11 protein-coding genes are annotated in these 12,167 nt (G+C 40.6%); 5 read left to right on the forward strand and 6 right to left on the reverse strand.

Annotation, left to right across the window (positions count from 1 at the left end; translation table 11 throughout):
- Nucleotides 1-73: 73 nt before the first annotated feature.
- Entirely contained in the window at nucleotides 74-1,099 is a 1,026-nt protein-coding gene (locus BV60_RS0101805; RefSeq protein ID WP_029319106.1) for a DUF2804 domain-containing protein, read from the forward strand.
- A 125-nt stretch (nucleotides 1,100-1,224) separates the two neighbouring features.
- Nucleotides 1,225-1,632 (forward strand): helix-turn-helix domain-containing protein, encoded by a 408-nt coding sequence (locus tag BV60_RS0101810; protein ID WP_081846539.1) that lies wholly within the window; start codon nucleotides 1,225-1,227, stop codon nucleotides 1,630-1,632.
- Nucleotides 1,633-1,639: 7 nt separating this feature from the next.
- Here the strand turns inward: BV60_RS0101810 and BV60_RS0101815 are convergent, their stop codons facing one another.
- From BV60_RS0101815 to BV60_RS0101835, 4 genes are all read right to left on the reverse strand, one after another.
- On the reverse strand, nucleotides 1,640-2,860 hold the full coding sequence (locus BV60_RS0101815; RefSeq protein WP_029319108.1) for an L-lactate MFS transporter: 1,221 nt from the start codon (nucleotides 2,858-2,860) through the stop codon (nucleotides 1,640-1,642).
- A gap of 129 nt (nucleotides 2,861-2,989) precedes the next feature.
- Nucleotides 2,990-3,961 carry an AEC family transporter gene (locus tag BV60_RS0101820; RefSeq protein ID WP_029319109.1) on the reverse strand — a complete coding sequence of 324 codons (972 nt, stop codon included), beginning with the start codon at nucleotides 3,959-3,961 and terminating at the stop codon, nucleotides 2,990-2,992.
- Nucleotides 3,962-4,264: 303 nt separating this feature from the next.
- A complete protein-coding gene (locus BV60_RS0101830; RefSeq protein ID WP_051656455.1) occupies nucleotides 4,265-5,278 on the reverse strand; it encodes a P1 family peptidase in 1,014 nt (337 codons plus the stop codon).
- A 61-nt stretch (nucleotides 5,279-5,339) separates the two neighbouring features.
- Complete coding sequence (locus BV60_RS0101835) at nucleotides 5,340-5,882, reverse strand: hypothetical protein (RefSeq protein ID WP_029319111.1); 543 nt, start codon at nucleotides 5,880-5,882, stop codon at nucleotides 5,340-5,342.
- A 202-nt stretch (nucleotides 5,883-6,084) separates the two neighbouring features.
- Between BV60_RS0101835 and BV60_RS0101840 the strand changes: the two genes are divergently transcribed.
- The gene (locus BV60_RS0101840) at nucleotides 6,085-7,758 is read left to right on the forward strand and encodes an ion channel (protein WP_081846540.1); all 1,674 of its coding nucleotides are present in this window, start codon (nucleotides 6,085-6,087) and stop codon (nucleotides 7,756-7,758) included.
- A 159-nt stretch (nucleotides 7,759-7,917) separates the two neighbouring features.
- On the opposite strand, the gene BV60_RS0101845 is transcribed toward BV60_RS0101840, so the two are convergent.
- Entirely contained in the window at nucleotides 7,918-9,735 is a 1,818-nt protein-coding gene (locus tag BV60_RS0101845; RefSeq protein WP_029319113.1) for an ABC-F family ATP-binding cassette domain-containing protein, read from the reverse strand.
- Nucleotides 9,736-9,868: 133 nt separating this feature from the next.
- Nucleotides 9,869-10,318 carry a cysteine hydrolase family protein gene (locus tag BV60_RS21520; RefSeq protein ID WP_051656436.1) on the reverse strand — a complete coding sequence of 150 codons (450 nt, stop codon included), beginning with the start codon at nucleotides 10,316-10,318 and terminating at the stop codon, nucleotides 9,869-9,871.
- 185 nt (nucleotides 10,319-10,503) lie between these two features.
- On the opposite strand from BV60_RS21520, the gene BV60_RS0101855 reads away from it, so the two are divergent.
- Complete coding sequence (locus BV60_RS0101855; RefSeq protein ID WP_051656437.1) at nucleotides 10,504-11,796, forward strand: Y-family DNA polymerase; 1,293 nt, start codon at nucleotides 10,504-10,506, stop codon at nucleotides 11,794-11,796.
- A gap of 42 nt (nucleotides 11,797-11,838) precedes the next feature.
- Nucleotides 11,839-12,144 (forward strand): hypothetical protein, encoded by a 306-nt coding sequence (locus BV60_RS0101860; RefSeq protein ID WP_029319116.1) that lies wholly within the window; start codon nucleotides 11,839-11,841, stop codon nucleotides 12,142-12,144.
- Nucleotides 12,145-12,167 lie beyond the last annotated feature (23 nt).

Below are 12,167 nucleotides of genomic sequence, written 5' to 3' on the forward strand. Positions count from 1 at the left end.
ATCATGTAACCGTTCAAAAATAGTGTTAATATTGATATGTAGCATCAATCATTTTTCAGATCCGGAGGTCTGTATGGGCAGAAACCATGAAGTAACCACATCGCACCCTTTACTTGGAAATGACGGTGAACTCACTGAGCCCGGATGGTCAAGGGCTCTGATACAACGCTATGACAGAGCCATGATAAAAGCCCCCACATGGCGAATAAAGGAATGGGATTACTATCTTGTTCTCTCGGATAGCTTTGCCGGTGCTTTTACCATCTCAGATGACGGATACATTGGCCTTCAATCTGTTTCTCTTCTGGAGTTTGGCGATAATCCGAAGGAACACACTGAAACCGTTCTTAATGCATTTCCAATGGGCAAACTTTGTCTGCCCGCATCTTCTGAAGGTGGCACAACCATTTATGAAGACAAGCGCCTGCAGATGAAATTTGAAACCGCTCCTTCAAAAAGGCATATCACCTGTCACTTCGATAATTTTTATATGGGAAAGCCCTTTGAATGTGATATATGGTTATCTCAGCCTGACATGGATACCATGGTCATCGCAACTCCATGGGATAAAAAGCATGCATTTTACTACAATCAGAAGATAAACTGTATGAGAGCCTCCGGATATATGCTTTACGATGGAAAAAAATATGAATTCAACCCGGCGAAGGATTTCGGAACCCTCGACTGGGGCCGCGGAGTCTGGACATATGACAATACCTGGTATTGGGGATCCGGCAATACAGATATTGATGGAATTCCCTTTGGTTTCAATATAGGTTACGGCTTCGGGAATACTATTGCCGCATCAGAAAATATCATTTTTTATAACGGTAAAGTACATAAGCTCGATGATATTACCTTCAATATCCCTGCAGAGTCATACATGGATCCATGGACATTCACATCTTCCGATGGCCGTTTTGAAATGAATTTTATTCCGGTACTTGACAGGTCTGCGAACCTTGATTACAAAATCATTGTCTCCGACCAGCATCAGGTATTTGGCAAGATGAGTGGCACAGTAATTCTTGATGATGGGACAAAAATCAAGATTCAGGATATGATGTGTTTTGCAGAAAAAGTGCATAACAGATACTAAAGCATATGCGCCTAATAAGCATAACTACAACTCACTCACAACACAGTTTTTGCCATTTCGTTTACTATAGTATAGCTTTGCATCCGCTTCCTCCATCATATCGGTGATTGATTTACCATCTTCGTATGATGCAAGGCCTATGGTTATCAGGCCACCATCCCAGCAATCTGAATATAGTAAAAACAAATGCTGAGGTAGTGGCCCCTGTAAGCGGTAAAACAATAATAATTCTGGGCAAAAATATCTGTCAATACATAGATAATAACTATTTTGATGTTAACATGAACCTAAACACCATAGCAGAGCATTTTGATATAACGCCTGCCTACCTTTCAAAGAAATTCAAAAATGAATACGGAAAAAGCGTGATTGACTACTTATACGAAATAAGAATCAATCACGCCATACAAAAACTGCAAAACACAAATATGAAAATATCCGATATAGCTGCCATTACCGGTTTTAGCAGCAGTAATGCCTTCATCAGAATATTTAAAAAAATGAAGGGCACAACACCGGGAAAATACAACTGATTATGGGTTATTTTACTTTTCTATACACTATAGTAAGAATAACGCCAAACAGCGACAACCCACTGGCTATAAGGAACGCATTCTGATATGCCCCTGTAGAAGCATATACGTTTCGCATGATCTGCGGCCCAAAATAACCTGCAAGTGCAAAGCCTATGAACATTATTCCATAGTTAACGCTGTTATTTTTAGGCCCAAACTGATCAACAGTGAATCCCGGGTAAACACCCATAAACGAGCCAAAAGCAACTCCTACAATTGAAAGCCCGATATAGAAGGTTAAAAGACTTCCCTCATGTGAAATAAACAAAAGCAAAAGTCCTGCAACTGAGAGAATACATGCTCCCATTAGTGTATTAATTCTTCCGATACGGTCAGAAATATATCCCGCCATGATTCTTCCAAGAGCATTAAAAAGTGCAAGGACTGAAACTGCTCCGGCTGCTGCAGCTGTTGTCATTCCAATCATGTTCTGTGCCACGGGTGATGCCTGTGATATAACCATCATACCCGAAAAAGCTCCACAGGTAAGAAGAATAAGCATTACATAAAATACAGGAGTCTTTATCATCTGCTTCCAGTCCATGTTTATTGGACCTGCTCCTGCCTTTGCCGCAGGGGGATTCCAGCCTTCAGGCTTATACCCGTCCGGACAAGGTGCAAGAGAAAGCGCTGCAAGGACAATTATTACAAGGAACGCGATTCCTATAGCCTTAAAGGCAAACGGCGCACCCGATGCTGCAACAATCTTTGTTACGATCGGTGGAAGAATAACCGAGCTTGCACCATAGACAGCTGTTGTTATACCTCCGATCAATCCTCTTTTATCCGGAAAATACTTTACACAGGTAGATATCGTGCTGCCATAAGCCATTCCAAGACCAAGTCCCCCTATAAGACCATAAGTCACAATAAGGAAAGGAACGCTTGTCGCAAAGCCTGAGAAAAACATTCCCGCCCCCCACATGATTCCGCCTATCATGATTACCAGCTTAGGTCCAATGTGATCGTTGAACCATCCTCCGCTTATCATAGTTATAGGTCCTACTGAATTCGCAATAGTGTACACAATAGCCATGTCACCCGGTCCAAGATTAAGCCCTACGGTAGTATTTAAATACTCAGTCATTGCTGAAGAAAAAACACTCCAGGCGTAAATAGAACCAAGGCATAAATTGATAAGACAACAGGCTAAAAGTATAAACCATCTTCTTTTGTCTGTATTCATTTTTATCTCCTCCATTTACACTCCCCTATCATTGGGTTTTATAGCGTTTTACATTTTATCAGCAAAATGATCGTAGTGTAAGCATTTTCAAAACAAATTTAAACTTTCCGCCACGTATCTTTCACACAATCAGATAACCCCAAGTGTTTTCAACACAAAAAGCCAAAACGTCAGAGAAAATGAGCATCCAAAGGTCGTTATCATGATAATACTGCTGCTTAATGTTCCTTCATGTCCCATATTTTTAGCCATAATATAGCAGCTTACCGTTGTTGCTGATCCAAGCATAACAAGAATGGCCACTATCTGCTCCCCGGAAAATCCTATACTCACAGCAATCGGCATGAAGATCATGACCAGAAGGAAAAGCTTTATGAAGCTGGCAACCAGCGCAGGCTTTATATTCTGCAATGCTTTTCTATATTCAAAGGTTGCTCCCATTGACATAAGCCCCAAAGGCGTTGCCAGCTTACCTATATCATCCACCACTGTATTCATTATCTTTGGAATTGGAAGTTTAAGTACAGACCATAACAGCCCCATCATAATACCTAAGATGATAGGATTCTTTACTATTCCAAGTATTGTCTTTTTTATCAATTTGCTCTTATCTTCCGAAGAACGTCCACCATTTTCATCCTGCGGAGCTGTTAGTGTGAGGATTATTACTGCAAAGATATTGTATAATGGCACACTGCCAAGAATCATCAAAGGTGCCATTCCACTACTTGATTCGCCATAAATACTGTGGATAAAGGCGATTCCCAAAAGTGCTGCACTACTCCTGTATGACCCCTGCAGGAATTCTCCCCTTCTGGAAGGCGTTTTAATTATTATTTTTGAAAGTATCCATATTAAAAATATGCTCACAATCGTTGTTGCAAAGCAGAAAAGCACAAATCCCGTATTCCAGGTCCCAATAAAGTCCTGCTTAGCCAGATCTGAAAACAGAAGGACCGGCAGTGCCACCTTAAATACAAACTTATTCATAAATCCGGCAGCATTATCATCAATTATCCTGATTCTTCTGAATACATTGCCCAGAGTCATAAGCAAAAATATAGGTAGTGTCGCATTCAAACTAAAAATCAAATTTTCCACTATATTCACTCCTCTTATTGTTTTCTCCGCACTATTATAGCTACCGAAAACACAATAAACAATTTACAGATAAATAATTTTTATTATGTTGGACATTTGTTGGACATGGGAATATACAATATAGAAAACACTTAATAATAGCTCTCATTAATACCTTTTTTCCTATAATCCCTTTTTCATTTTGGGCAGCCCGCTTATGCGGGCTGTTCATTTTTTATAGCAACAAAAAGAGCAGCAAACTCTTCATAAATGAATGCATGCTGCCCATTTAATGCTATTTTGATAGTATCACCGCTTACATATTCATGAAAGATCAGAAGCGGCAGTAATACCGTAAGCACTCTTAGCATTTTCCACTGCCCTTATAATAGCTTCACTGATAACATCAGCTGACAGAATACCGGCTAAATCAAGGTCAGCCTTTACATCTCCTACAGATAGCGCATAAATACTGTCTCCGTCCGCAGAAGTATGCACAGGATTTATTGATCTCGCATAGCCGTCGTGTGCCATACCGGCAATCTTGCACAGCTGTGCCTTTTCAAATTTTGCATTGGTAATAACAACTGCAAGTGTTGTATTCCCGGTGAATTTATTATCAACCACTTTCGTGGATGACATCATATAATCCGTTGTTGCTCTAAGCGCTTTTTTATCCTCTGTAAGAAGCCCCGCAATCTGTTTTCCTGTTTTCCAGTCATAGATATCTCCAAGGGCATTTAATGCGACAACCGCACCTATCTTCAGATCCCCCAGTTGTATGGCATAACTTCCGATACCTGTTTTCATACTGGTGTCCACACCTGCCATTTTTCCTACCGATGCTCCACATCCGGCACCGTAATTTCCATCTTTGTAATTAGGTGCTTCAAATGCTTTCTTTGCTGCTTCATATCCCATTTTCTCATCCGGCCGAACATTCGGATTTCCTACAGAAAGGTCATATAGATCAGCCTGCGCCACAAGCGGAACCAATGCAGCGCCCGTGTCATACCCATAGCCTTTTTCTTCAAGATATTTCATCACTCCGTTAGCAGTGCAAAGTCCATACGCACTTCCTCCGGATAATACCACCGCATGTATCTGTTGTGCTGCCATCAGCGGATTTAACAGCTGACTGTCGCGAGAAGCCGGACCACCGCCTCTGACATCCAGACCGGCACACATACCATTCTCGCAGATAAACACTGTGCATCCGGTAGCTGCTTCCTTATCCTCCACCTGTCCTATTCTGATTGAATCAATATCTGTAATACTGATTTCTACAGCCTTTGTTCCCTTTGCCCATAAAACTTCATTGTTTTTGATGTCTTTCATATAATCCACGGAGTCCTCTTTTTATTATAAATCTGTTATTGTATTTGCTTTATAAAAATATTTATCTTTTAACATTCACCGCTTCATTTTTATCCATGAGATATCCAATCAGTGTTCCGATGATAACCCCTGAAATTGTGCCTATCCATAGATTGGAAATAACAATTCCTGCCATAAAACCGGCAACTATTCCAATAAAGATATAAAGCCCCGTCCATCCTGTCTTTTGCTTCTTTATTGAGTAATGATCGGTACCGTCTTTACATTCACGGTAAACAAAGCCTGATTTTTCCAGTCCCCGGACATGATGGTCATTCTCATGTCTGCAATCAGTGTGAAGCTCCTTTGTATCGGAATAATTGAACACAAACCTGGAAATTGCGAAATATATTTCCTCAATATATTTTGCTTTATCATATGATGGGACAAGCGTGGAGCGTAAAAGCATTTCTCCGGGAGCGACCACGTCTTCAAAACAAAGACTTCCAACCTTTTCATGGTGCTCTCTTTTAAGACAGATTTGCCATTCCCCATTCCAGGGATTCTGCATGTTTTGAGGCTGTATTATGAAGTTTTTTGTTTCAACCGGCAGATTATTATTCATAAAAAATTTTCCTCTTAAGACTGTGTCACAATACGTTTTTTCAGTAGTAATAATAACTTACAAAATAAGTATATACCATGGAAAGATGTCAGAACAAGTTTGCTAATAAAATGCTTTACAAGGAACCTTTGAATGGGATAAAGTTAAAATATATTCACAAATCTGTAAATGCGATGATAAAGAGTTTCCCAAAGGAATTATTATGAAGAATAAGAGATCGTTAAAGGACAGGATTCGTGATTTAAAGCTCTCCCACGCCGTAAACAAAGGCTCCGGAGGCTCTGTTTTCAAGCGAATGTTTTTTATGATTCGCCGCTATATCGGAATCCTTATGGCAATATTTGCAGCTTATGTTGCTCTGCTCATTTTGCTTGTAGAAATAGAAAAAAAGGATCCGACTTCCACAATTCATAACCTTGGGGAGGCTTTCTGGTATTCTATAGTCACATTGACCACCATAGGTTATGGTGATTTTTATCCCGTTACCCATGCAGGACGATTCATTGCTTCTATATTTGTTATCCTGGGCATTGGTCTTTTGGGTTTCTTTGTTGGCTTCATGATGGAATTTGTTTCCCGTATAAAGCCAATCATTCAGCTTTCCATACAAACAGCCAAGCCCTGGTATATTTTTACCGATCAGTCTCAATATTCAATGATTTTTGCTGAAAATATAAAAGCCGTGCGCCCTGATGCCGTGATAATCTATTCCGGTACAAAGGAAGCCGGGAAAACCCCCAGATCCATCTCAGTTCAATGGTCTCCTTCTGAGCTTTTGGAACGTCGCGGATCACTTTATGACGCTCACCTTATGTGTATGAAGGACAATGAAATGGAAAATTTCCTTGATGCAATAGAACTGTCTGATACCGGAGCGCCTATAGTCTGCCTTGCCAATTTCACCCCTGCTCATCATCCGATGAATATCAATTTCTTTTCATTGTCGGATTGCACTGCACGTTTATTCTGGCAACAATATCCTATAAAAAAGAAAAATGAAACCATCATCTTTATAGGCTTTGGAGCTGCCGGCAACGAATTGCTTGACAGAGCTCTGGAACTCAATGTTCTGTTTGACAAACAGTCAATTTCCTATCACGTATTTGGGGATTCTGATGAATACTGCAGAAACCGCAAAGAATTAAATGAAATAGTCAGCATAAATGAATTGTCTGAGGATAAAGACAGCATCATTTTCCACGATACCCCTTGGAATACTGACGATAAGCTCCTTTCAGAAGCTGACAGAATCATCTTATGCGGCGATTCGGAGCTTGAAAACATTGCCATTCTTCAGACTCTTCAGAAATTCTTCCCCTTCAGGGGAGAACTTTATATTTATAACAGTAACGTAAGAAGTGTTGCCACACCTTTTGGTCAGACCAGAGATATTCTCACGCCGGCTTTTGTACTGCATAACACTCTGACAGACATGGCACTATGCCGCCATGAAATGTTCAGATTCTATGCTGGTGGTGATATTCCTATGTGGGAAAACCTAAACAGCCTTATCAAGGATATGAACTATACTACTACAGATCATATAAGTTTGAAGGTCCGTATGCTTCTCGGTGAAGAAGCTCCTAATCTTCCCTTTGATGATATTCCCTCAAAAGTACTTAGGCAAGCTTCCGTAGTAAGAAACGAACTGTCCGCTGAACAGAGGGAACTTCTGATAAAACTTGAACATGCCCGGTTACTTCGTTTCTTTTATCTTCATAATTATCATTATGGCGAAAATACCAATGATGATACAAGAACCAATAGCTTAATCAAGCCTTTTGAGAAATTAACCGATCATGAGAAAAAAATGGTAGAAATCAGCTGGCTTCTGCTTGATGAACTGGCATCTCACAAAGACGCAAAGAGGCGATAAAGAAAAAATCGATGTGCCAACTGGCATAGTTGTTGCATTATTAACACATGTAACATATATCACAAATATGACACATGTTTCAAAAAGCACTAAAAAGCCGTTTTAGGGCGATCTCCTAAAACGGCTTTATTAAACATTTATTATCCGTATTTCACCGGATTATTTACTGAAACTGTCCACTAATTCCTGCAGTTCAACATATCTGTCCATTTTTCTTTCAATTTCAGCATCAATTTCTTCTTTTTCTTTACTAAGTTCCATAAGCTTTGGGAAATCAGTCGCTGCCTTAGCTATTTCTGTTTCCAGTTCCGCACTGCGCTCCTCCAGCTTTTCAATTTCTGACTCTATATTGTCATACTCTTTTTGTTCCATATAAGAAAGCTTTGTTTTTTCCCTTGGCGCACGATATTTGCCCTTAGAGCCTTTATCCTCCTCCTTCACCTGGGATTTTCCGGCTTTATTATCAGCACTCTGCTCTTCAGAAACTCCTGATGCCTTTTTATGGATCACATAGTCGGAATAACCGCCCTCGCTTTGCTGCAAAATACCACCGGGTTCAAAAGAGAAAATTCTGGTAACAACCCTGTCAAGAAAATATCTGTCATGACTTACCGTTATGATAATTCCCGCAAAGCTATCCAGATAATCCTCCAGAATTCTCAATGTCTGGATATCCAGATCGTTTGTAGGCTCGTCAAGGATAATAACATTGGGCTGCTCCATAAGCACCTTCAGCAGATACAGTCTTCTCTTTTCACCACCTGAGAGCTTGGCTATAGGTGCATACTGCATATCCGGGCTAAAAAGGAATCTGTCGCACATTACGGAGGCAGATACAAGCCCTTCCTTCGTTCTGATAAACTCCGCAGTATCCTTTATATAATCAATTACTCTTTTTCCTTCGTCCAAGGCCTCATTTTCCTGGCCGAAATACCCGATTTTTATTGTCTGTCCAATCTCCACAGAGCCTGTATCCGGTGCCACCGATCCGATAATACATTTCAAAAGTGTCGATTTTCCGCAGCCGTTTGGACCGATAATTCCCACTCTGTCCAGCTTATTGAATGTATAGGAAAAATCTTTAAAAAGAATTTTCTCTCCATAGCTTTTGGATATACCCTCAAGAATAATCGTTTTATTGCCCATTCTGGTGGGTAAAGAGCTTAGCTCTACCTGTCGTTCCTCTTCCGGCCGTTGCCTGTCTCTAAGGGCCTCAAAACGCTGAATATGGGCCTTCTGTTTTGTGGAACGTGCCCTTGCGCCTCTGAGCATCCAGGCAAGGTCTTTTCTGTAAAGAGTAGCTGCTTTTCTCTCCGCAGCCTGCTCATAGTCCATTCGCTGCTGTTTCAATTCCAAAAAGCCCGAATAATTAGCCTCATATCGGTAAACATTACTCTTATCTATCTCCAGAATCTGTTCTGTTACTTCATCAAGGAAATATCTGTCATGAGTGATCATCAGAAGCGCGCCTCTGAAATGCTTAAGAAAATCCTCCAGATACTCAATCATTTCCGAATCAAGGTGGTTTGTAGGCTCATCCAATATCAAAAGATCGCAGGGAGTCATTATGGCTGCCACAAGGGCTGCTCTTTTCTTTTGCCCGCCCGATAAAATCTCAGGATTACACTCCGGATCATCAATCCCAAATTTGGCAAGAGTTGCCTTTATTTCGCCCATTTTATCCCAGTGATCGTTTCCCGCATAGATTTTTCCGGTTATGTTTTCAAGAAGTGTTTTCTTCATATCAAACACAGGATTCTGCGGAAGATATGAAATACGAAGTCCGTTACTTATTACAACCCTTCCGCTATCCGGAGCAGTCACCCCCGCAATTATCGAAAGAAGCGTTGATTTACCGGTTCCGTTGGTACCTACTATACCTATTTTATCTGTATCATTTATCCCCACCGAAACATCACTCAGAACCGGCTTGGACATATATGTCTTTGATACATTTTCAACATTTAAAATATTCATAAAAAACTGCTACTCCAATTAACTTATTTTAAACCGCTTATAAATTCCTTATGCGGTTTAAACGTTCCCTATAATGATGACACGAATCGCTTCGCTGCAGGCATTAAAACATTTTGGCCTTTTGCCCCTGACATCATATAATGGCAACTCCGGCATCCGCAAGTTTTTTAAGGGTCTTTTCATACAGCCTGTCATTTCTTGCTCCGACACAGTCTTTAACGACCTCTGTCTTATATCCCAACTTTGCTGCATCCATAGCTGTTTTTGCAACGCAGGCGCTTCCGTCCACACCGACAATTTCAAGCTCCGTTGCCTTTAACGATTCCAGCTTCTTAGAAAATTCTTTTGAGGAAAATGCACTCGGATACTTCTTTTCATAGATAAGGTTAGAAACAAGCAGGAGCTCATCAGAAAAATCATACCCTGCTTTTTTACCGGTCAATCCGATATTCTTCACATAAACGATGGGAATTTCCTCGTCCTCATGCGCAATCTTTATCGTATGGTTAACATTAGTAAGAAGATTGCCATCGTAATCTCCAAGATATTTCTCCTGCATATCAATAACAACCAATACTCTCATAATATCTCCCCCTTATATCCATCTATTGTACCACATGAAAAAAAAATCATGTTTTTAGCCTGTTTAAAGATAGTTACAAAAATTTAAGAAATTGTTCGATTGAAACATATGTTCTCAAGGAGTATTATATGAACCACAAAGAACATATTTTCGGAACTGACATTCGATGTTTTAGGAGTTGTTATATGAACAGTTCTTCTATTTCGGACAATCATAACTGCTTTCTCATTATAGATCTTAAGAGCTTTTATGCCAGTGTAGAATGCGTTGACCGCGGGCTTGACCCTATGACCACACTGCTTGCTGTAGCAGATAAGGAGCGTAGCAAGGGAACCATCTGTCTCGCCATCACCCCCGCCATGAAGGCTCTTGGTATCAAGAATCGCTGCAGAATATATGAGATTCCGAAGCACCTTAACTACATAATCGCCCCACCCCGAATGAAGAGATACATCGACGTATCTGCTGATATCTACGGAATTTACCTTAGTTACGTCGCCAAAGAGGACATACATGTTTATTCCATCGATGAGTCTTTTCTTGATGTGACCACTTATCTGGAGCTTTACGGATTATCCGGGCATGATCTTGCACTCAGGATCATGACTGATATAAGAGAAAAACTGGGTCTGAGGGCTACCTGCGGCATTGGTACAAACCTGTATCTTGCCAAGGTAGCCCTTGATATTCTTGCCAAGCATTCTCCTGACTTTATTGCAGAGCTCACGGAAGAGTCCTTTAGGCAGCGCTTATGGACCCACAGACCTCTTACCGATTTTTGGAAAATAGGTCCGGGAACCCAGAGACGACTCGGATCACTGGGAATATATACACAGGGAGATATCGCCATTTTCCCGGACGATTTATTGTATAAGAACTTCGGAGTACTCGCCGAATATCTTATTGACCATGCCTGGGGAAGGGAACCCTGCACCATGCAGGATATAAAAAATTATCGGAGCAGATCCAAATCCCTCTCCTGCGGTCAGGTCTTAATGCGTGATTACACCTATGACGAAGCCCTTATCATAGTAAAAGAGATGACAGATGAGCTTTCACTTAACATGGTTGCCGCCCATGTAGTCAGCAGTAATGTTTCTCTTTATATAGGCTACAGCGCTGAATCCTTTCCTCCAACAGGTGCAAGTACGAATCTTCAGGTTACTACAAATTCCTATCGGATACTGCTTGATGCTTACGTTCAGCTGTATTACAGGAGTACGAGGCGCAATATTCCCATACGAAGAGTAGGGATCAGCGCTAATTCCGTGCTGGATGAATGTTATGAACATTACAGCTTTTTTGTTGATCCCGAAGTGATGGAAAAGGACAGGAAAATAACACAATCAGTAAATCAGATAAAGGCACGCTATGGAAAAAATGCCATTCTTAAGGGCATGGATTTGTATGAAGCAGGCAATACCAGAGATAGAAATGAATTCATCGGCGGACATAAAGCCGGTTCTACCTTGTATTAGCATGTTTGCAGATAAGAAACATTTTCAGATGAGGAGTTTATCATGCCAAGAACAGACAGAGCAAGCCAGTTTATGCCCTTTGCAGCACTCAAAGGTTTTGAAGAAGCTCTAAGGGAAAAGGAAAGAATTGAAGTAGAAAAGGTCTTTTTAACGGATGAAGCGCTAAATTACCTTGATTATCAGCTTTCACTCTTAAAAGTCGGAGATATGGTATCCATAATCTACTATGATTTCGGGGCATATGTTAAAAAGACCGGCATTATATCCCGAATAAGGAAGGACGCAGGTTATCTGACAATTGTTACTACAGATATAAGTTTCGACAATATCAGGGAAATAAAAATGTGATGCATGATATGAAGGGGTATCAG

This window comes from Butyrivibrio sp. AE3004 (assembly GCF_000703165.1).
Lineage (GTDB): Bacteria > Bacillota > Clostridia > Lachnospirales > Lachnospiraceae > Butyrivibrio.

Excerpts from the sequence above, each read along its gene's own strand:
- BV60_RS0101835 (WP_029319111.1), bottom strand. The coding sequence starts at position 5,882 with ATGAATAATAATCTGCCGGTTGAAACAAAAAACTTCATAATACAGCCT.
- BV60_RS21520 (WP_051656436.1), bottom strand. The coding sequence starts at position 10,318 with ATGAGAGTATTGGTTGTTATTGATATGCAGGAGAAATATCTTGGAGAT.
- BV60_RS0101845 (WP_029319113.1), bottom strand. The coding sequence starts at position 9,735 with ATGAATATTTTAAATGTTGAAAATGTATCAAAGACATATATGTCCAAG.
- BV60_RS0101855 (WP_051656437.1), top strand. The coding sequence starts at position 10,504 with ATGAACAGTTCTTCTATTTCGGACAATCATAACTGCTTTCTCATTATA.
- BV60_RS0101805 (WP_029319106.1), top strand. The coding sequence starts at position 74 with ATGGGCAGAAACCATGAAGTAACCACATCGCACCCTTTACTTGGAAAT.
- BV60_RS0101840 (WP_081846540.1), top strand. The coding sequence starts at position 6,085 with ATGAAGAATAAGAGATCGTTAAAGGACAGGATTCGTGATTTAAAGCTC.
- BV60_RS0101815 (WP_029319108.1), bottom strand. The coding sequence starts at position 2,860 with ATGAATACAGACAAAAGAAGATGGTTTATACTTTTAGCCTGTTGTCTT.
- BV60_RS0101830 (WP_051656455.1), bottom strand. The coding sequence starts at position 5,278 with ATGAAAGACATCAAAAACAATGAAGTTTTATGGGCAAAGGGAACAAAG.
- BV60_RS0101860 (WP_029319116.1), top strand. The coding sequence starts at position 11,839 with ATGCCAAGAACAGACAGAGCAAGCCAGTTTATGCCCTTTGCAGCACTC.
- BV60_RS0101810 (WP_081846539.1), top strand. The coding sequence starts at position 1,225 with ATGATGCAAGGCCTATGGTTATCAGGCCACCATCCCAGCAATCTGAAT.